A 19,885-nucleotide genomic window follows, 5' to 3' on the forward strand; every position below is an offset into this window, starting at 1 on the left:
CACCGGAAAGTCGTGTCCAGATGGGCACACGGGACGCCCGGTGGTTTGTCGGTCGCGAACTCCACCGATCGCGAGAATCCGAGGGCGGTGCAGCACAGGCCGGTGCACCGCGCGCAGTCGGCGCGCAGTGTGGACGGATGCGGGACAGAGGCCGAGAACGGCTCGTTCATGAGGTGCTCCGGAGAGAAGTGACAGGGGCCGGAGGCGGCGGAGCCCTCGGAAGGGTCCGCCGACACCGGCGCACGCAGTCACCACCGAACGCACGGAGTGCGCTCGGTCGGAGCCACAGGGCCTGGTCAGGACATCATGAAGAGATCACTGCGCGCAGAGTAGCGCACCGACCCCGGTCAGCCGAGCACGAACCTCTGCACGACGAGTCCTGCCAGCACGAGATACCAGAGGACGAGGGGGACGGCGTGGTACCGCGTCAGCAGGTCTCTCGTCCGGCCCGGTCCCGCCAGAGCCGACACGTTCACCACCGTCACGTACCAGAAGACGGGCACCGTGACGGCCCACACCACCATGCAGTACGGGCAGAGCGCACCGATCTCGTACAGGCTCTGCACGATGAGCCAGTGCACGAAGGCGACGGCCGCGGTGACCCCCACCTGCAGCCCTGCCCAGAACCACCGATCGAGACGCGTGCGCATCAGCAGGGCGACGCCCACCATGGCGACGATGGCGAAGCCGCCCACCCCCATGAAGGAGTTGGGGAATCCGAGGACGGCCGCCTGGCGTGATGCCATGACCGAGCCGCAGTTGACCACGGCGTTGAGGTTGCACGTCGGCGCGTACGACGGGTCCGCCGTCAGTCGTATCTTCTCGTACGTCAGCACACAGGCGGCCGCGAATCCGACGACCCCGCCGATCAGCAGGACCCACGGCAGCACGCGCGCCGGGGTTCCGCGAGACGGACGGTCCACGTCGACGTCGTCGTCGGACAGCGAGGACATCGTCATCGGTGGGATCCCGTCGGAGAGTCGGAGAGTGGTCGAGTCCCCGAGTGTAAACAGCCTCCCTGAGAGATCGGCTCCGGCGAGTCAGTTGACCTCGCGGTCCATCCCGTCCCAGTAGGGCGTGCGTAACTTGAACTTCTGCAGCTTGCCGGTGGCCGTGCGCGCCAACTCGTCCCGGAACTCCACGGTGGTCGGCGCCTTGTACCCGGCCAGTCGCTGCTTGCACCACGCGATGAGGTCGACCTCCGTCTCCGGGCCGGCGTCCACGTCCGGCGCGAGCACCACCAGGGCCTTGATCGTCTCGCCCCACTTCTCGCTCGGCACCCCGATGACGGCGACCTCGCTCACCGAGGGATGGGAGAAGAGGCAGTCCTCGACCTCGATGGACGAGACGTTCTCGCCGCCGGTGATGATCACGTCCTTCTTGCGGTCGGCGATGGTGAGATAGCCGTCGTCGCCGATGAGGCCGCCGTCACCGGTGTGGAACCAGCCGCCGTCCAGCGTTCTGGCGCTCTCCTCGGGCCGCCCCCAGTAGCCCTCCATGACGACGTTGGATCGCGCCAACACCTCGCCGGTCGGGTCGACGTCGAGTCGGACACCCAGTGCGGGGGCGCCGGCCCGAGTGAGCTTCGCGGCACGCTCCTCGGGTTCCAGATCGTCCCACTCCTGGCGAGTGCGGTTGACGGTCAGCAGAGGGGACGTCTCGGTGAGCCCGTAAATCTGGATGAACTCCCACCCCAGTTCACGCTCCACGCGCGCAACGGTCTTCGTCGGTGGCGGCGCACCGGCCATGATGATGCGCACCCGATCCCGGCCGGGGATCTCGCCCTCCCACGACTGCGCGGCATCGAGCACGGCTGCCGCGACGGCGGGGGCCGCACACATCACCGTCACGCCGTGATCGCGCACGCGGCGCAGGATCTCGGCGCCGTCGACCTTGCGCAGGACGATGTGCTGCGCACCGACTCCCGTCATCGCGAACGGCTGTCCCCAGCCGTTCGCGTGGAACATGGGCAGGGTGTGGAGGTAGACGTCGCGATCGCTGACGCCGACGTGCATGCCGAAGGTGACCGCGTTGACCCAGATGTTGCGGTGCGTGATCTGGACGCCCTTGGGGCGAGCCGTGGTCCCCGACGTGTAATTGATGGCAGCGGTCGCGTTCTCGTCCGGATCCCACGGTGCCGGAGTCGATCCCGGCGGAGCGTACAGATTCTGGTCGTCACCGAGAACGACGACGTGTTCGCACTCGACGTCGCCGAGCGAGTCCTTCAGCTCCGGATCGATGTAGAGCACGCGCGCACCGGAGTCCTCGACGATGTACCGCACCTCGTCCGGCCGGAGTCGAAAATTGACGGGAACGATGACGCGGCCCCAACCACTGATTCCGTAGAACGACGTGAGCAGACGGCCCGCGTTGTGGCTGACGATCGCCACTCGATCGCCACGCTCGATACCCAGATCGTCGAGTTTCACGGCCTGCCGCCGGGCGAGGTCCGCCATCTCGGCATAGGTCGGAGATCCGAGGCTCGGAGCGGGCTGATCGGGCTCGTCGACGAACCCGACCCGGTCTCCGTACACGGCGGCGGCGCGGTCGAGGAAGTCGGTGACACTGAACGGGACGAACATTCGACCGACACTAACAAGGCTCCGCGCCGTGCGGCGCAGTTCACCGAGAGGCGGTGCCCAGCAGGTCGGCCATCATGCCGACGAGCCACTCCTCGACGACGTCGAGCGGCCGCGTGCTCCGTTGCGCCTTGCACATGAGGAGGGCGCCCTCGATGGCCGACAGGGCAAGGGTCGCACCGCGTTCCGCGTCGTCACGAGCGACACCGCGCTCGCACAGAGAGTCCGCGATGATCTTCTCCCACGACGTGAAGGCCGCACCTGCCGCGTCGCGGGCACCCGGGGTGTTGGGCCCCTCGACGGCCGCCGCACCGACGGGACACCCCGCGACGTGATCCGTCGCGACGAGTTGGTCACGGAACGACCCGACGATGGAGGCCATGGTGTGCTCGGGTCCCCGCGACGCGAGACCCGCCGAGATCATCGATCCCATGAAGTCACCCGCGCCCCGTGTCGCTTCCTCGACGAGCTGCGGGCGCCCTCCGGGAAAGTGGTGGTAGATCGATCCGCGCGGCGCATGGGCATGCTCGATGACGTCGGCCACCGAGGTGGCCTCGACACCCTTCTCCCGGAACAGCAGCGCCGCGCTGCGCAACATGTCGGTACGGGCGGTGCTCTGCCTGGGCATGGGATTCCTCTCGTTCTATGCAGTGCACTATACCGACCGTGCTCGTGCTCAGCCGACGGTGAGAAACTCCCGGAACGAGAGCGGTCGGCGTCCGGTGATCTCCTCCACGTCACCCGAGACGTCGGCGAGAGCTCCCGAGGCGATGGCCGTGTAGGTCGACACCCACGCGTCGTTCTGCCAGGCGGGTGCCGCCCACCGTGCCCTCGACTCGTAGGCCTCCGCCACCGTCTCGTCGTGGAACCGCACGTCGACTCCCCGGACATCGGACAGTGTGGCGGCCACCTCCGTCATCGACAGCGCCTCGGGCCCGGTCAGATCGTAGGTCCGGCCGATGTGACGGGCCGGGTCGCTCAGCACCGCCGCAGCGGTGCGCGCTACGTCGACGCGGGCGACGAGCGCGGCACGCCCCTCCCCCGCCGGTCCGCGCAGAACACCGTCCTCCCCCACGAAGTGCTCCATGACGTCGAGGTAGAAGTTGTCCCGGAGGAACGTGAACCCGATACCCGTGGACCGGATGTGACTCTCCGTGGCGTGGTGATCTCGGGCCAGGGTGAAGACGGCGTCCGGCGCGGCGCCGACGAACGACGTGTAGACGATGTGGCGCACGCCGGCGGCGACGGCCGAGTCGACGAACGTCCTCTGCTGGTCGACACGATCGGCGCTCTTGGAGGCCGAGACCATGAACAGGACCTCGATCCCGGCGAGTGCCTGCACCGCGGCGGTCGCGTCCGAGTAGGAACACTGCGCGACGTCGGCACCCGGGTGTGACGGCGCGCGACCGGCGTTCCGCACCAGCAGACGCTGCGACGCGCCCGCGGCGGCGAGCGACGCGGCGACGGCGCCGCCGAGTGCGCCGGTCGATCCGGTGACCGCGACGGGAGTTCGGGTGACGTTCATGGGCTTTCCTCTCGTGACACGATGGCCGCCGGACGATCACCGACCAGGAGACTTTTTCATGGCGACGTGGCAGATGCGCGCGGTGGCGCTGTACATGCGGGCGACGGCGAAGCGGACGATGGCGTCCGAGGCTCGTGCCGACCGCCGGATGCGGCGGCCGAAGGACTCTCCGACTCCGCCGGCGCGCATGGCGGGACGGCACGACATCGAGCGGTTCGAGGTCGCGGGACGGCCCGTCGACGTGGTGCGTCCGCGCGACCGACCCTGCGTCGGCGGCGTCGACGCCCTGATACGCGATCTCACGACCGCGCCCTGACGTCGCTGCGTCAGGTGTCGCTCACCGCATCACGACGCGCGCGGAGACGCCGAAGACGAACGACGACGACCACGGCGAGCAACAACCACCCGGCGCCGATCACACTGCAGCCGACCACGACCATGGTGCGCAACGGATGATCCTGGTCGAGGCGTGCACCGACGAGCGCCCAGAACAGGCCCAGCACCGCGAACAAGGCCATCGCCTGCGCGACGGATCGCTTGAACGTCACTCGTCTCGTCACCAGCGGGGTGTACCCCGCACCGGGCGCGGACTACCCCCGAGGGGGGTGCGAGTCTCGTCACGCGGGAACGACGACGGTGTCGTAGCGCGGAACAAAACATGACCAGGCTCGGTTCTGAGTACAGTCATATAAACCTCACAGAATCGAGCTCGTCATGACCGCTCTCGCCGGATCCGTCGTCCTCGTCACCGGAGCCAACGGTGGCATCGGTACGCAGTTCGTCCACGACGCCCTCGCCCGCGGCGCCGCCAAGGTGTACGCCAGCGCCCGGACGCCGCGCGACTGGGACGACGACCGCATCGTTCCCGTCACCCTGGACGTGACCGACCCCGCGTCCGTCGAGGCCGCCGCCGCACAGGCCGCGGACGTCACGGTGCTGATCAACAACGCGGGCGCACTTCCGCCCGGCGCCAGCCTGCTCGACGTCGAGGTCGCCGACATCCGCGCCACCATGGAGGTGAACTTCTTCGGTCCCCTGCTCGTGGCGCGAGCTTTCGCGCCGGCACTGATAGCTCACGGCGCGGGCGTGCTGATCGACGTGCACTCGGTCGCCAGCTGGTACCACTTCGGTGGCGCGTACAGCGCGTCCAAGGCGGCCCTCTGGGCGGCCACCAATTCCCTGCGTCTCGAACTGGCGCCCCGGGGCGTGCTCGTCACCGGTGTGCACATGGGGTACGTCGACACCGCGATGGCGGCGGGCGCCGACGGGCCGAAGTTGACGACCGAGCAGCTCGTCGCGGCCGTTCTGGACGGAGTCGAGGCAGGTGAGACGGAGGTGCTCGCCGACGAGCTGACCGTCGGCACCAAGGCCGCACTGGCCGGACCACTCGACGCCCTGTACCCCGGATCCCGGCCCACCACAGTCTGATTCGACCGGCCGAGAGAAATCAGGAGACTCACGATGCGCGCACTCGTCCTCACCCGCTACAAGCACCCTCTCGTCGAACGGGATGTTCCGGAGCCGACCGTCTGTGATCACGACGTCCTGATCCGAGTGGAGGCGGCCGGTCTCAACGTGCTCGACGAGAAGATCCGTCTCGGCGAGTTCACACAGATACTTCCGTACACCCTTCCCCGCACACTCGGTCACGACGTCGCCGGCACCGTTCTCGCAGTCGGCCCGGCGGTGCGGTCCTTCGCACCGGGGGACGAGGTCTGGTCGCGGCCACCGACCGATCACATCGGCACCTTCGCCGAGCGCATCGCCGTTCCCGAGTCCGACGTGGCACCGAAGCCGGCCGGCATCAGCATGGCCGAGGCCGGGTCGCTGCCCCTCGTCGCGCTCACCGCGTGGCAGGCGTTGGTCGAGCGAGGCGGTCTACAGGCAGGTCAGACGGTGCTGATCCATGCGGGGGCCGGTGGTGTGGGCACCATCGCCGTCCAGCTCGCGAAACATCTGGGAGCGACCGTGGTGACCACGGCCAGTGCGCGCAACGCCGACTTCCTGCGGGAACTGGGCGCCGACGTCGTGATCGATTACCACTCCGACGATCTCGACACCCTGTCCGGCGTCGACCTCGTGCTCGACAGCGTCGGCGGTGAGACACTCGAGACCTCGCTCCGCGTGCTGAAGCGAGGTGGCAAGGCCATCGGGATCACCGGCCCGCCGGACCCCGCCTTCGCCTCCGACGCAGGCCTGAACATCGTCGTCCGCACGGCCATCGCGGTGATCAGCCGGAAGATTCGTCGACAGGCGGCGAAAGCCGATGTGTCGTACGAATTCCTGTTCATGCACGCGGACGGCGGTCAGCTACGGGAGATCGCCGCCCTGATCGAGAACGGGGCGCTCCGGCCCGTCGTCGGCCGCACCATCACCTTCGACGAGATCCCCGAGGCGCTGTCGACGATGTCCGCCGGCGGCAACCGTGGAAAGATCGTGGCCACCCTTCCCGTCACCTGACCGACGGCGGCTCCCGGTAGCGTCGTCGCGATGAGCTGGATTCGCATGAACGACGTCACCGCCGGGTACGAGCAGAAAGTCGTTCTCCGCGAGGTGTTCTTCCGTCTCTCCGACGGAGACAGGGTGGGCCTCACCGGCCGTAACGGGTCGGGCAAGACCACGCTCCTGCAGCTGCTCCTGGGTCGCGTCGCGCCGGACTCCGGCACGGTGGACGTCACCGAGGGTGCTCGGATCGGCTACTTCTCCCAGTTCTCCGAGCTCGACGGCGATCGCAGCATCACCGCCGAACTCGAGTCGCTCTTCGGGGACATCAGGGCGGTGGAGACCGAACTGGCCGAGGTCGAGACGGCGCTCGGAGGCGACATCGACGAGAAGGAGATATACCGCCTCGTCGACCGCCAGGCCGAGCTGCTCGAGCAGATGGAGGTCGGCGGTGGATGGACGTACCACCAGCAGATCGACACCGCCCTGTCGATGCTGGGTTTCGACGCCGAGCGTCGAGAACTGCCGGTGGACAAGCTGTCCGGTGGATGGCGCAACCGAGCCGCGCTGGCCCGCATCGTCCTGGAATCGCCCGACGTCCTCCTTCTGGACGAGCCGACCAACTTCCTCGACGTCGCCGGGATCACGTGGCTCGAGCGGTGGCTCCGTGACTTCCGCGGCGCACTGCTCCTCGTCTCCCACGATCGCCATTTTCTGGAGCAGGTGGTGACCACCATCGTCGAGATCGAGAACAACCGGTTGCACACCTACGACGGGAGCTACTCGGAGTACGTGCAGCAGAAGCAGTTCCGACTGAAGAACCTCGAGAAGGAGTTCAGCACCGAGCAGCAACTCCTGGCCTACGAGCAGGACGCGATCACCGACCGGAAGGAAGCCGCGAAGAATCCGAGCGGCGTACTGAAGCGGCGACTGGCGTCGATCAAGAAGAGCAAGACCCCTCGACCGGTCGATCAGATCATCACGTCGATCTACGGCGGACTGCACGTGCACGACGACCTCTGCGTCGTCGACGGCGTCACGAAGGGGCACGGCGGCGATCCACTGTTCGCGGATCTCTCCTTCGAGATCCATCGGGGCGACCGCATCGCGATCACCGGCCCCAACGGCTGCGGGAAGTCCACGCTCCTCGACGTGCTGACCGGGCTCGCACCCGCCGACTCAGGAACGGTGAAGTGGAAGGTCAAGGCGCCCGCGTTCATTCACTACAACACGGTGCTCGCGAACCTCGATCCGGACGACACCGTCACGCACGCGGTCAACGCGATGCCGGACAGTCTGGCACTGACCGCGACCCGGAAGGACGTGGCGCGCTTCCTCGCTCTGCTGCAGTTCTCCGAGGCCGAACAGAAGCAGCGCATCGGAACGCTGTCCGGAGGTCAACAGGCACGCGTCGCGTTGGCCCAGTGTCTCCTGTTCGGAGCCGGCGTCATCGTGCTGGACGAGCCGACCAACCATCTCGACCTCCCGAGCGCGCACGTCCTCGAGCGAGCGCTGACGGCGTTCCCCGGGGCCGTCGTGGTGGTGAGCCACGACCGCTTCTTCATCGAGAAGGTGGCCTTCCGCCAACTCGCCTTCGACGGCCGGGGCGGAGTGCAGAAGATCGCCGGCGTGCAGATGTAGCCCGAGGTTCGCTCAGCGCGGCGGCACCCGGTGCAGAAGCAGCGTGGCCGCGTCGAGCACCTGATCACGGTCGCGGGTGAGTCGATACTCCACACACGGCTCCCCGTCCGCGGTGCACGGCACCGCGGTCAGCGCCGCGGCGAATTCCGGGTCCACCACCACGATCGAGTGTTCTCTCGCCAGCGGCTCGCTCTGTCCGATCACGACGACGCGATGGTGGCCGGCCAGCGATCGCGCGTCTCCCGCGGTGAACAGCACGGTCAGAGCACTTCGCTCGGACAGCTGATCGAGCAGCTGCCGCCGAGTCCCGATCATCGTCTCCGGCTCCGGGACCGTGACGAGCACCAGCGACGTCGGCCCACACTCCAGGGCACGACGGAGCAGATCCGCCTCCAGGTCGGCCAGCGCGGCCAGGGTGGTCCGCACCGCGGGCCCACGGCCGTGAGTGAGCCCGAAGGGTGTCACGGCCACCGGGGCACGCACCGTCACAGCGGGGCCGGCCAGCCCTGGATGCGGTCGACGCGGCACGGCGTCGAAACGCGGTAGCGGGCCGGGCGCGCCGAAGTACCAGCCCTGCCCCCACGAGGCACCGAGCTCGAGGGCGCGGGCCTCGTGCGCAGCATTCTCGATTCCCTCGGCGACGACGACGGAGCCCGTTCGCGCGGTCTCCGCGGCCACCGCGGCGAGGAGCGCGATCGTCTCCGGCGTGGACGGTTGCTGGACCAGGCGCATCTCCAGCTTGACGACGTCCGGTCGCAGCAACGCCAGCAGCGCGAGGCTCGACGAGTCCGCCCCCACGTCGTCGACGGCGATACGCCACCCCAGGTCTCGGGCGTGCGCGACCGCACGCAGTATTCCGGCCGGATCCGCCATCAGGTCACGCTCGGTGATCTCCACGACGATGGACTGGTCGGCGGCGTCCACGAGCGCACCGCGTGCGAAGTCCGGCGGTGGGGCGTCCAGGGCGGCGGGTTCGGAGTTCACGAACAACGCCAGTTCACTCGGGAGTCCCGCTTCCGCTGCGCCGCGCACTGCGGACACGCGGCAGAGCCAATCGAACTCGGCGGTCACACCCCGGCGCTCGGCCTCGGCGAACAAGTCCTCGGGTGAGCCGCCGGACGCCGGCCTGGTCAAAGCCTCGTAGCCGACGATCGAGCGATTCCTCAGATCGACGATGGGCTGATAGACGGTGTCGATCGGTCCGGGAAGAAGAGGGGGTGCGTCCACCACATGCCCTTTCCGATCCACAACTGCTCCGACGTCCCCACCCGGCCACACAGTGTGCCTCGAGTTCCGTTCGAGTCGGACATCGCGGCTCTGCGTGACCAATGGCCGACCCGCCCTAGGATCAATGCCCATGGTGAACCGGTCGACAGGTGCGATGAATGGCTGAGCAGGTGGCCGCACCCCGCATCGTCGCCGGTCGCTACCTCCTCGGACCTGTCCTGGGCCGCGGTGGCGTCTCGGACGTGTTCCGGGCGACCGATCGGACGCTGGGCCGGGCCGTGGCGGTGAAGTTGTTCCGCAGCGACGACCACACGCCGCACGACCGTCGACGCATCGACAGCGAGATGCGCACCCTCGCGTCGCTGACCCACCCCGGCCTGGTCACGCTCCACGACGCCGGCTCCGAGTCCGACGTCGTCGGTTACGACGGGCCCTACCTGGTGATGGAGTTCGTGGACGGCACCACGCTGTCCACGTTCCGCGCGGGCGGCACCCTGCCGCCCGAGGTGATCCGGCAGATAGGCCACCAGGTGGCGCAGGCACTGGCACACATCCACGCGTCGGGCATCGTCCACCGCGACGTCAAGCCTGCCAACATCCTGATCACCCGCGACGACGACGCGGGACTGCGAGCGAAGCTCACCGACTTCGGTATCGCGCGCATCGTCGACTCCGACCCGATGACCGAGCACGGCACCGCCGTCGGGACGGCGCACTACCTCAGCCCGGAGCAGGCGACCGGCGAGGCGACGGGGCCGGCCTCCGACGTCTACTCGCTGGGCCTTGTCCTGACCGAGTGCCTCACGGGACGAATGGTGTTCGAGGGCAGCGCGATCGCCGCCGCGATAGCCCGTCTTCATCGCGACCCGGTGATCCCCGTCGAACTCGGGCCTACGTGGGTGTCGCTGCTGACCGACATGACTTCCCGGACGCCGACGGCGCGCCCGACCGCCGCCGACGTGGCTCACCGGCTGCACACCCTCACCGAGGACACCGACACCGCGGTCCTCGCGACCCCGATGGCGACGCCGGCCGCCGTCGTGTCGGGCCGTCGATCCGCCGTGCCGTGGGTACTCGCCGCGCTGGGAATCTGCGCGGCGCTCGTCACGGTGCTCGCGATCCGCGGAGCGGGGTCGGACGGTGAACCGACGACGGAGCCGCCGCTGCCGAGCACGTCCGTGGTGGTCGAGACGACGTCGGAGCCGACGGCCACCCCTGTCCCGGTTCCCGAGACGGTCCCGGAGGTCGCGCCACCAGTCGTCGAGACGACGACGGTCGCTCCCGCACCCGTCGTTCCGCAACCCGCAGCACCCGGCAACGGCAACTCCGGGAACGGCAACTCTGGCAACGGCAATTCCGGGAACGGCAACTCGGGCAACGGCAATCCCGGGAACGGCAACGGTAACTCCGGGAACGGTAATGGCAATCGCTGACTGATCACCCTCGTTTGTGGCGTGACAGCTCGGGTAGGCCGCACCCATGACTGCAGACGACGCGACCACACCACTACCCGACTACGACCAGCTCACGGTGGGGACCATTCAGCACCGTTGCCGATCGCTCGATCAGGATCAGATGGAGCGGCTGATCGCTCACGAGCGCGATGCGGCGAATCGCCCTCAGGTGCTTCAGATTCTCACTGCTCGTCTCGGCGAACTGCGCGCCGGAGCCGAACCCTCCGGAGGGGACCCGTCCGCCGCTCCCGAGGTGTCGGACACCCCGCGGCAGTCGAACGTCGGTCCGGAGCACTCCCCCACCGACCACACGCCGCTCCGGCACGGCGTCGCGTACCAGACCCCGGCACGCGGCAAGCCCTGACGACGCTGGGTCCGCGCGGCGTTCACCGGTCGGTGTGCGCCCAGCGTCGTGCGCCGGCGAAGGTGCTCGCGAGGACGAGCACGACGACGATCGTCAGGGCGGACCACATGGTCACGGACGCGTCGAAGGAGAACAGCAGGCCTGCTCCCAGTGCGGCCGCCGTCGCGACCACCGCGCCGAGGGGAAGCGCCACTGCCACCGCCGTCGTCGTGCGCCGGACCAGAGGATCGGAGGTCAGCCTCAGCGTCAGGAACACGGCGAGCAGCGCGAGAACGTATGCCGCCGCGACGCTCCCCACGTAGAGGATGAGCAACCCGTCCACGGGGAACGCCACGGACGCGTCGGGCGGCAGACCGACGAAGGCGGACACGATCCACAGCAGCCCGGGCAGCAGACCGAGCAGGACACCGGTGAGTCCCGCGGCGACGACTCGTCCCACGTCGTCAGCGACGTCCGGTGCGGATCACGCGGGTTCTCGCATCACACCGAAGTGCCGCGCGGTTCCGGACACCCCGGGCAGCTCCTGCACCGGGGACCATGTGGCGAGACCGTCCGTGCTGTCGGAGTACAGGTACTTGCCGTCGATGTAGGCATCGAGGTAGATGCGCCACACGTCGTTCGGCAGCTGGACCAGGGCCGGACCCTCGACCATGGAACCCCACGCGCCGGGGGCGACGAAGCGGTAGGGCCCGAGCACGGTCGGCGCGACGGCATGCTCGACGAACTTCTTCGTCTCGTTCTTGGTGAACGCGTGGTACGTGGATCCGACCTTCACAATCGTCGTGTCGATGTGGTCGGCTCCGATCCCGTCGAGTGGCACCGGAATGCTCCACGAACTCAGAGAGTCGTCGAGTGCCGTCATCAGGTACGGCACGAAGCCGCCTCCGGTCGACAACGACAGGACGACGTGCACCTTGTCGCCGTCGACGAACCATTCCGGAGCCCAGGCCTTGGTGACGAACGGCGACAGCGACGGGCCGTCGGCGAAGCCTGCCGACTCGGAGAGGAACGGGATGCGTGGGCCCTTGCCGTCTCCTGTGCCGGGCATGAACGCGCAACAGAACGGCACCGGCTGGGTACCTGTGAACGTCCAGTTCACCCGGTCCGGGCTGCGAGCGAAGCCGATGTTCGCACCGTCGGCCGTCGTGTAGGTGAGGCGGTACGACCCGTCGGTGTGGCGAAAGATGCTGGGGTCCCGCATCAGTCCCGACGGCGGTCGGAACGCGGACGTACGCTCCGGCGTGAACGTGGTCCCGTCCGACGACCGATACACGTCGAGGTCACGGTCGCTTGCATTGCTGAACGCGACCATCGTGTAGGTCCATTCCGCTGGAGCGGCAGCACTGCTCGCCGGGGCGGCGACGAGCAGGCTCGCCACGGCGAGAAGCACCATCGGTGGGCCGGACAGTCGCCTGCGTCGGAGGGTCGTCACCGATGCAGTCTCCCAGTCCCATCCGTCTCATCTGCACCAGGAGTCACATCGGTGCGGGATCGTTACGCAGGTCGTTCACAGGAGACGTCCAGCGTCCTCGCACCGCGGGTGCAGGAAGCATTCGTAACGTCCGACCCATGATGTTCTACAGAACCCCCACACCCGCCGGCTTCCCGCGAGGCGGCCGCACGGCCCTCGCCTCTGTTCTCGTGGCCGGCAGTCTGCTGCTCGGCGGCTGCAGCGCCGCCACCGAGAACGCGGCGACACCGGCCTCCGCCACCACGAGCCAGGAGGCCGCCGTGTCCACCGCCTCCGTCACCGAGGGCGCGACCACCACCGCGGCCACGATCAGCGACAGCGCCACGGCCGCCGAGGCCTTCCTGGCGACGCTCACCGACGCGCAGCGCGAGCAGGTCACCTATGCCTACGACGACGAGACCAAGACGACGTCCTGGTCCAACTTCCCCGTCACGTTCGTCGACCGCGCCGGCCTGAACCTCGCCGACCTCACCGACGAGCAGCGCGGCGCCGCCATGACCGTGCTCGAGTCGTTGCTCGGCGACGACGCCTACTCGACCGTCACCGGCATCATGGGCGGCGACGAGTACCTCCACGAGAACAGCACCTCCACCGAGGACTCACTCGGCCAGTACTACATCGCCTTCTTCGGCGACCCGTCCGACACCAGCGCCTGGGAGATCCAGTTCGGCGGACACCACCTCGGCATCAACGCCACCCTCGACGGCGCCGCCGACGCCGTCACCTTCGCCCCCACCCATCTCGGCGTCCAACCCGCCGAGTACACCACTGCCGACGGCACCGACGTGCAGCCGTTCGACGGCATCTACACCGACGCCTTCGCCTTCTACGACAGCCTCACCGACGAGCAGAAGACCACCCTGTACCAGGGATCGGACGTCGCGGCCATGGTGTGCGCGCCCGGCAGCACCTGCGACTTCCCCACCGGCACCGGACTTTCCGGCGCCGACCTCACCGACGAGCAGAAGCAACTGCTCCTGCAGGTCATCGCGAACTGGGCCGGCATGGCCGACGAGGAGACCACCGCCGACGCGCTCGCGACCATCGAGGCGACGCTCGACACGACCTACGTGAACTGGTCCGGCGCGACCACCTACGACATGAGCCAGGGCGACGGAATCCACTTCCAGATCAGCGGACCGGACGTCTACGTCGAGTTCGCAGCACAGCAGGGCTCGGCCGGGGCGGACGTCGCGGGCGTCACCACCTCGGGGTGGGGCCACGTCCACACCATCTACCGCGACCCGAGCAACGACTATGCGAACAGTGTCCCGCAACAGGAGTCGACCGGAATGGGCGGCGGCGCGATGCCGGGTGGGGGCTTCTGACGATTCCACGGTTGCGCCGGGCGGTTCGCGGCGGGTAGTCAGGTGCAGATGAAGACCTACGAGCTACCCGGCACCGATCTCCGCGCGTCCAGCGTCGTGCTCGGCCTCATGCGCATCGAGACGCTGAGCGACGAGGAGATTCGAACACTCGTCGGCACCGCGCGTGATGCGGGAGTGTCGGTCTTCGACCACGCGGACATCTACGGCAGCGATCGTCACGCCTGCGAGCGCAGGTTCGGCGACGCCGTGTCGTTCGCATCGGATCGAGACGACGTCATCGTCCAGAGCAAGGTGGGCATCCGAGAAGGGTTCTACGACTTCTCGTCCGACCACATCCTGACCACCGTCGACGAGTCTCTCGCCGCCTTGCGTACCGATCACCTCGACGTCCTGTTGCTGCACCGGCCGGACACCCTCGTGGAGCCGGCCGAAGTCGCGGCGGCCTTCGACACGCTGCACACGGCGGGCAAGGTGCGGCATTTCGGAGTCTCGAACCACACTCCCGGACAGATCGAGGTGCTGAAGACCGAGGTGCGACAGCCTCTGATCGTGAACCAGGTCCAGCTGAGCATCACGCATGCACCGCTCGTGGCGGCCGGTCTCGCGGCGAACATCGCCGGGCTCGAGCAGTCGGTCGACCGCGACAACGGTCTGCTCGATCACGCGCGACTGAACGGCGTCACTCTGCAGGCGTGGTCACCGTTCCAGAAGGGGACGTCGGACGGCGTGTTCCTCGGTGATCGCGAGAACTACCCCGAACTGGACGACGCGCTCCGCGAGCTCGCCTCCCAGTTCGGAACCACGCCCACCGCGATCGCCACCGCGTGGATCACCCGGCACCCGGCGAACATTCAAGTGGTGCTCGGAACCACCAACCCCGGCCGCGTGCGGGAAGCTGCCGCCGGTTCGGACGTGGTTCTGAGCCGGGAGCAGTGGTACCGCCTCTTCCGCGCTGCAGGGCACACGTTGCCGTGATGCCGGTGAACCATGCACTCCCGAACACCGGGATTCCCGCGCCCGCAGGAGAAAATCGTCGTCGAACACCCCTCAGCAGCACATCGACGAGGAGCAGCGCATGCGCCCGCACGTCCACCTCAGCGGTCAGCTGATCTGTCGGGACGATGCCGAGTCGGCCGTCGTGTCGGAGTGTCTGCCCCGCCATGTCGAGCTGACCCGGGCCGAACCCGGGTGCGTGTCCTTCGACGTCCAGCAGAGCGACGACCCCCTCGTGTGGCAGGTGGACGAGTACTTCACCGACGACGCCGCCTTCGTACGACATCAGGAGCGAGTCTCGTCGAGTGAGTGGGGCAGACGGACGGCGGGCATCGAACGGCGGTACGTCGTGGAGCGCGAGCGCGACGTCGCCCCGACGACGAGGGGGCCGTTACGCACCGCAGGCATCTCTCTGGATTGTGCCGATCCGGAGGAACTCGTTCGGTTCTATCTGGCCCTCCTCGGTGGTCGTCGACTCTGGGGTGACGACCAGGCGTCCGGGATGCGCACCGATGAGGGGCTCGTCCTGGTGGCGCAGAAGGTCGAGGAGTACACACCTCCCGAGTGGCCCGGAACCGCCGTGGTGCATCTGGACATCGACGCGGGCAACGACCTGGCCGGCGCGGTGCGGTACGCAGAAACCTGCGGCGCGCGACAGTCCGAAGCGCAGGTCGATTCTCGGTGGGCTGTTCTCCTCGATCCGGCCGGACATCCGTTCTGCATCACGACGATGGTGTGGTCGAAGGATGCGGAATAGCATCAGATGCACGATCGCCGCCCCGCCCGTTGCAGCCGACACGATCTCACCATGAACCGACGCCCGTTGTGGCCGCACCGGCACGCCAACCGATTCGAGGGCAGACTCGCTCGTATGAAGGTGGAAATCTTGTACTTCGACGGGTGCCCGAACTGGCAGGAAGCTGCGGACCGGGTTCGCGCTGCAGCCAGCCTGATCGAACAGTCAGACATCGAGATCGGTCACCGGCTGATCTCCTCCGACGCCGAGGCAGCGGCGTCGGCCTTCGCCGGCTCACCGACCATCCTCATCGACGGCGTCGATGCCTTCGACGATGCCGTGCAACTGACCGAACTCGCCTGCCGCGTCTACTCGACCGACCGCGGCCTGGCGGGTCTGCCGACCGTCGACCAACTCGCCGCGTCGCTGCAATCGAAAGACGAAGCGCTGCAACGATGAACGCAGCGAAGGGTCGCGTCCCGCCGCCCCGGTCGAACACTGAGCGGTAGCGCCCGCGCGGCGACCAGCGCACCTCGACCCGCACGCACTCCCCGAAGGCACGGCAGCGTTCACTCCCTCGTGGCGTTCGCCGGCGTTAGTGTTGCCCATGGCTATGTCCAGAGCGGTCCCCGCGCTGCCGGTACGGCACATCGAGACCGCGATCGCCGTCTACACCCGCGCCTTCGGCTTCACGGCGCAGTACTCCGATCCCACCTTCGCCAAGCTCACTCGAGACGACGTCGAGATCCACCTGTGGGCCTCCGACGACGACAGCTGGACCACCCGCACCGACCCTGCGCCGTGGCCGGTGTGCAGCGGAGCGGAGACCTTCCTCGCCGGAACGGCCAGCTGCCGCATCACCGTCGACGAGATCACGGAACTGTACGACGAACTCTCGCGCGCGGGCGTCCTGCACCCAGCAGACGCCGGCCACCCCGTCGCGACGGACTGGGGAACGACGGAGTTCGCGACCGTCGACGGCGACGGCAACCTGATCACGTTCTCCACGAACACTATTCGAACCGAAAGCGCGGTCGTCGACGGTGACGGTGACGCTGTCACCACTTCCTGACCGACGGAGTCGTTGATCACCACAAATACATCGACGTCATCCAAGCGCCTTGCATTGGATGCATGATACGTTCATGCGATGTCGGCCATGGACACCGTCGGGTCCGGCGCTTCTCGCGCCGAGGGGTCGGCAGATCACCTGTTGCGAGACGGCCTGTCGCTGCTCGCGCCCGAGGAAACCGTGCTGGCGGCGATGATCGAAGGGTGGGAGCAACAGCAGCGCTCGCGGATGCTCGCGAACTTGACCATCGAGCGTCGGACACAGATCGTGCGCCGGTTGGTGATCTTCACCAACGACTACCCGTGGCAGTGGTCGTCGGCGGACGTCGAGGAGTGGACGACGCATCTGGTGGAGTCGGGGGCCGCGCATTCGACGGTGCGGTTGTATCAGATGGCGGCATCGCTGTTCTGCAGCTACATCTCCGACGTCCGCTACCGGTGGCACGAGGTCTGTGAGCGGCACTTCGGGGTGCACCCGGTGCAGATCTTCCACGAGTGGAACATGGTCGTGCACCGCAGCGAGCACGAAGGGCGACCCGGGAATCGGCCGCTCACCCGCGACGAGCTGCAGGCGTTCTTCGACTACTGCGACACCCAGGTGAACCGGGTCGGTGCCTCCGGTCGCAAGGGATGGCTGGCGAGCTATCGCGACGCGACGCTGTTCAAGGTGATCCACGCCTGGGGTCTGCGCCGCCGGGAGGCCTCGATGCTCGACACGGTCGACTGGACCGCCAACCCGGCGGCCGCCGAGTTCGGCCGTTATGGGGCGCTGTCGGTGCGCCACGGCAAAGCCCTCTCCGGCGGACCGCCGCGGCGCCGCACGGTCCTGACCACCATGGAGTGGGCCGCCGAGGCCGTCGACGAGTGGGTCACCGAGATCCGGCCTCTCTACGGCTCCGATCAGCTCGCCCTCTGGCCCACTGAGCGCAGCGCACGGGTGGGAGCGGTGTCGATCTCCCAACGGTTCGCCGAGTACCGCGACGCCGTCGGGCTCGAGAAGCACCTCGGCCCGCACTGTCTGCGCCACTCGTATGCGACACATCTGCTCGAGGACGGGTTCGATCACCTCTTCGTCCAACAACAACTCGGACACTCCTGGGGATCGACCACCGCGATCTACACCAGCGTCGGCACCGATTACAAGAACAACGCCCTCCGACGAGCACTGAGTCGGGCGTTCACCACCGCGAGCACCGACGAGGAGAATTGATGCCGCACCCGCAGCTGAACTACCAGTGGCATCTGCGCCGCCTCCTGGCCGACCAGGGCATCTTCGCGACCACCGGACTCGGACCTCTCCTCGCCGAACGGGGCATCACACTCTCCGAAGCACAGGTGTATCGCCTGGTCACCGGGACACCCGAACGTCTGAGCCTGCGCACCCTGATGGCACTGTGCGACATCCTCACCTGCACACCCAACGACCTGATCGAACCGATCGCCGAACCCGCCACAGGGACCGCGACCGGAACATCGGCACACCGCCCCGACACCGCTGCCGCGACCACCCGCGCCAAGACCCGCACACCCCGACGCGCCGACATCCGGCGACAGTGATCGCAGGACGTTGTCGCATCTGCACCACCGCCGAGGTTCGCGGCATGACGGTGTGCGACCGCTGCAGAAAACGAGCCACGCAGCACCGCGGCACGTGCGCCGGCTGCACAAAGCCGGACAAACTGTTGGACGACGACGACACCTGCCGGTGGTGCCGCCAGAAGGCGCGTCGCACCTGCACCTGTTGCGCTGCAACAGGATCAGCTCTCACCAGCGCCGAAGGCGACACCCTCTGTCACCGGTGCACACTGACCCGCCGCCTCGACGCGATCATCCCTCCTCATGCCGACAGCCCCCTCGCACCGCTGCGGCAGCCGCTCCTGCACGCCGAACCCGTCACCACCCGCCGGTGGCTGATCCGCACCACACCCCTGCTGCTCTCCATCCAGGACGGCAGCACAGCCCTCACACACACACCTCGTTCGACACCCTCCCGCACCCGAAGTCGGTCGAGCACCTGCGCTCACTCCTCGTCGCCACCGGCATCCTCGGCCCGGACCTCGACCGCAGCCTGCGCCGCCTCGAAGCCCAACTCCCCCAACTACTGAGCAGCCTGACCCCGAACCACCGCGCACTCCTGACCCGGTGGACACAGTGGGCCGTACTCCCCAGATTGCGCGCGGCGACCGAGAAACGGGAAGGCCGTGTCGGCGCCCAGAACGCTCGCTCACAGATTCGCCAATCGGCACTGTTCCTCGACTTGCTGCAGCAGCGCTCGACAGAGCTCGGCGAGTGCACACAACACGACATCGACACCTGGTTCAGCGCGCCTGGAGCCGCCCACTGGCGGGTACGGTCCTTCCTGACGTGGGCACGACGCAACCGGCACCTACCCCGCACACTCACCCTCCCCTCGAGCTACCGAGGCCGAGCGGAAGTCCCCACCGGCGACGACGAGAGGTGGCAGATCTGCCGACGCCTCGTCCAGGACGAGTCGCTGGACCCCGCCGACCGGCTCGCCGGCGCTCTGATCGCATTGTTCGCCCAACCACTGACTCGTATCGCCGGGCTCACCACTGCCCACGTCACCGAAACCGACGCCGGGGTGGAACTGGGGCTCGGCAGCGCCGACACGCTCCTGCTACCGGATCCGTTCGCCCAGATCGCACTGCAACTACCCCGACCACGACGCGCAGGAACCGCGGAGCAAATACCTCAGACATGGCGCTTCCCCGGTCACCGTGCTGACATGCCACTCACGGCGACGGCGCTCGGTAACCGGATGCGTCGCATCGGTATCAGTCCGCAGGCCCTGAGACTGTCCGCCATCACCCACCTCACCCGAGAGCTCCCACCGAGCGCACTCGCCGCGATGCTGGGCCTGAACGCACACACCGTCGCGCAGCACACGCTCCGAGCCAGCGGCCAATGGACGAACTACGCCGCCGACCGCCACTCCTGAGTCACGCTATTCGCAGAATCGAATACGGCAACCCTGCCAGTGGACCCGTGACGAGTCCGGCACGGTGGCCCCAGCGATCGATGGGGCGGTGGGAT

At 68.0% G+C, this 19,885-nt stretch carries 22 protein-coding genes; 14 read left to right on the plus strand and 8 right to left on the minus strand.

The genetic code is table 11. The features are described from left to right. Positions 1 to 347: 347 nt before the first annotated feature. The 4 genes from OHB23_RS18975 to OHB23_RS18990 all read right to left on the minus strand — a co-directional run bounded on the left by OHB23_RS18975 (position 348) and on the right by OHB23_RS18990 (position 4,104). Entirely contained in the window at positions 348 to 959 is a 612-nt protein-coding gene (locus tag OHB23_RS18975; protein WP_082544607.1) for a vitamin K epoxide reductase family protein, read from the minus strand. Between the two features lie 81 nt (positions 960 to 1,040). Continuing rightward, a complete protein-coding gene (locus OHB23_RS18980) occupies positions 1,041 to 2,582 on the minus strand; it encodes an AMP-binding protein (RefSeq protein WP_056447155.1) in 1,542 nt (513 codons plus the stop codon). 40 nt (positions 2,583 to 2,622) lie between these two features. Continuing rightward, positions 2,623 to 3,207 (minus strand): TetR/AcrR family transcriptional regulator, encoded by a 585-nt coding sequence (locus tag OHB23_RS18985; RefSeq protein ID WP_027504042.1) that lies wholly within the window; start codon positions 3,205 to 3,207, stop codon positions 2,623 to 2,625. Positions 3,208 to 3,255: 48 nt separating this feature from the next. Next, positions 3,256 to 4,104, minus strand: a complete 849-nt coding sequence (locus OHB23_RS18990) for an SDR family oxidoreductase (RefSeq protein WP_328810163.1) — start codon at positions 4,102 to 4,104, stop codon at positions 3,256 to 3,258. A 58-nt stretch (positions 4,105 to 4,162) separates the two neighbouring features. Here OHB23_RS18990 and OHB23_RS18995 point away from each other — a divergent pair, with 58 nt between their 5' ends. Further along, entirely contained in the window at positions 4,163 to 4,420 is a 258-nt protein-coding gene (locus tag OHB23_RS18995; RefSeq protein ID WP_328810164.1) for a hypothetical protein, read from the plus strand. A gap of 10 nt (positions 4,421 to 4,430) precedes the next feature. Here the strand turns inward: OHB23_RS18995 and OHB23_RS19000 are convergent, their stop codons facing one another. Further along, positions 4,431 to 4,664: a hypothetical protein gene (locus tag OHB23_RS19000; protein ID WP_155956902.1), complete on the minus strand. Its 234-nt coding sequence runs from the start codon at positions 4,662 to 4,664 to the stop codon at positions 4,431 to 4,433. Positions 4,665 to 4,818: 154 nt separating this feature from the next. Between OHB23_RS19000 and OHB23_RS19005 the strand changes: the two genes are divergently transcribed. From OHB23_RS19005 to OHB23_RS19015, 3 genes are read left to right on the plus strand one after another with little or no spacing between them, the layout of a single operon-like run. Continuing rightward, positions 4,819 to 5,532 (plus strand): SDR family oxidoreductase, encoded by a 714-nt coding sequence (locus OHB23_RS19005; RefSeq protein ID WP_222638276.1) that lies wholly within the window; start codon positions 4,819 to 4,821, stop codon positions 5,530 to 5,532. A gap of 33 nt (positions 5,533 to 5,565) precedes the next feature. After that, positions 5,566 to 6,564 carry an NADP-dependent oxidoreductase gene (locus OHB23_RS19010; protein WP_328810165.1) on the plus strand — a complete coding sequence of 333 codons (999 nt, stop codon included), beginning with the start codon at positions 5,566 to 5,568 and terminating at the stop codon, positions 6,562 to 6,564. 30 nt (positions 6,565 to 6,594) lie between these two features. Then, on the plus strand, positions 6,595 to 8,187 hold the full coding sequence (locus tag OHB23_RS19015; protein WP_328810167.1) for an ABC-F family ATP-binding cassette domain-containing protein: 1,593 nt from the start codon (positions 6,595 to 6,597) through the stop codon (positions 8,185 to 8,187). A 12-nt stretch (positions 8,188 to 8,199) separates the two neighbouring features. Here the strand turns inward: OHB23_RS19015 and OHB23_RS19020 are convergent, their stop codons facing one another. Continuing rightward, positions 8,200 to 9,414: an EAL domain-containing protein gene (locus OHB23_RS19020; RefSeq protein ID WP_328810168.1), complete on the minus strand. Its 1,215-nt coding sequence runs from the start codon at positions 9,412 to 9,414 to the stop codon at positions 8,200 to 8,202. A gap of 158 nt (positions 9,415 to 9,572) precedes the next feature. Between OHB23_RS19020 and OHB23_RS19025 the strand changes: the two genes are divergently transcribed. Together OHB23_RS19025 and OHB23_RS19030 are read left to right on the plus strand one after the other, a co-directional pair. Continuing rightward, complete coding sequence (locus OHB23_RS19025) at positions 9,573 to 10,847, plus strand: serine/threonine-protein kinase (RefSeq protein ID WP_056447133.1); 1,275 nt, start codon at positions 9,573 to 9,575, stop codon at positions 10,845 to 10,847. A gap of 46 nt (positions 10,848 to 10,893) precedes the next feature. Beyond that, a complete protein-coding gene (locus OHB23_RS19030; protein WP_027504050.1) occupies positions 10,894 to 11,232 on the plus strand; it encodes a hypothetical protein in 339 nt (112 codons plus the stop codon). Between the two features lie 22 nt (positions 11,233 to 11,254). Here OHB23_RS19030 and OHB23_RS19035 read toward each other — a convergent pair whose 3' ends face one another. Both OHB23_RS19035 and OHB23_RS19040 read right to left on the minus strand, forming a co-directional pair. Further along, entirely contained in the window at positions 11,255 to 11,671 is a 417-nt protein-coding gene (locus tag OHB23_RS19035) for a hypothetical protein (protein WP_027504051.1), read from the minus strand. A gap of 24 nt (positions 11,672 to 11,695) precedes the next feature. Beyond that, the gene (locus OHB23_RS19040) at positions 11,696 to 12,625 is read right to left on the minus strand and encodes a glycoside hydrolase family 43 protein (protein WP_222628944.1); all 930 of its coding nucleotides are present in this window, start codon (positions 12,623 to 12,625) and stop codon (positions 11,696 to 11,698) included. A gap of 176 nt (positions 12,626 to 12,801) precedes the next feature. Between OHB23_RS19040 and OHB23_RS19045 the strand changes: the two genes are divergently transcribed. From OHB23_RS19045 to OHB23_RS19080, 8 genes are all read left to right on the plus strand, one after another. After that, entirely contained in the window at positions 12,802 to 14,031 is a 1,230-nt protein-coding gene (locus tag OHB23_RS19045; RefSeq protein ID WP_442972993.1) for a DUF3500 domain-containing protein, read from the plus strand. Between the two features lie 48 nt (positions 14,032 to 14,079). Next, on the plus strand, positions 14,080 to 15,006 hold the full coding sequence (locus OHB23_RS19050) for an aldo/keto reductase (protein WP_328810169.1): 927 nt from the start codon (positions 14,080 to 14,082) through the stop codon (positions 15,004 to 15,006). Between the two features lie 100 nt (positions 15,007 to 15,106). Next, positions 15,107 to 15,781, plus strand: coding sequence for a VOC family protein (locus OHB23_RS19055; RefSeq protein WP_328810170.1), 675 nt, complete (start codon positions 15,107 to 15,109; stop codon positions 15,779 to 15,781). 120 nt (positions 15,782 to 15,901) lie between these two features. Next, on the plus strand, positions 15,902 to 16,219 hold the full coding sequence (locus OHB23_RS19060; RefSeq protein WP_308119424.1) for an alkylmercury lyase: 318 nt from the start codon (positions 15,902 to 15,904) through the stop codon (positions 16,217 to 16,219). Positions 16,220 to 16,367: 148 nt separating this feature from the next. Next, positions 16,368 to 16,832 (plus strand): VOC family protein, encoded by a 465-nt coding sequence (locus OHB23_RS19065; RefSeq protein WP_094689020.1) that lies wholly within the window; start codon positions 16,368 to 16,370, stop codon positions 16,830 to 16,832. 78 nt (positions 16,833 to 16,910) lie between these two features. Next, positions 16,911 to 18,041: a tyrosine-type recombinase/integrase gene (locus tag OHB23_RS19070; protein WP_328810171.1), complete on the plus strand. Its 1,131-nt coding sequence runs from the start codon at positions 16,911 to 16,913 to the stop codon at positions 18,039 to 18,041. Beyond that, positions 18,041 to 18,388, plus strand: coding sequence for a helix-turn-helix domain-containing protein (locus OHB23_RS19075; protein WP_328810172.1), 348 nt, complete (start codon positions 18,041 to 18,043; stop codon positions 18,386 to 18,388). The genes OHB23_RS19070 and OHB23_RS19075 overlap by 1 nt, the downstream gene beginning before the upstream one ends. Positions 18,389 to 18,737: 349 nt before the next feature. Then, the gene (locus OHB23_RS19080) at positions 18,738 to 19,790 is read left to right on the plus strand and encodes a hypothetical protein (protein ID WP_328810173.1); all 1,053 of its coding nucleotides are present in this window, start codon (positions 18,738 to 18,740) and stop codon (positions 19,788 to 19,790) included. The last annotated feature ends 95 nt before the right edge of the window (positions 19,791 to 19,885 follow it).

This window comes from Rhodococcus sp. NBC_00294 (assembly GCF_036163995.1).
Taxonomy (GTDB): domain Bacteria; phylum Actinomycetota; class Actinomycetes; order Mycobacteriales; family Mycobacteriaceae; genus Rhodococcoides.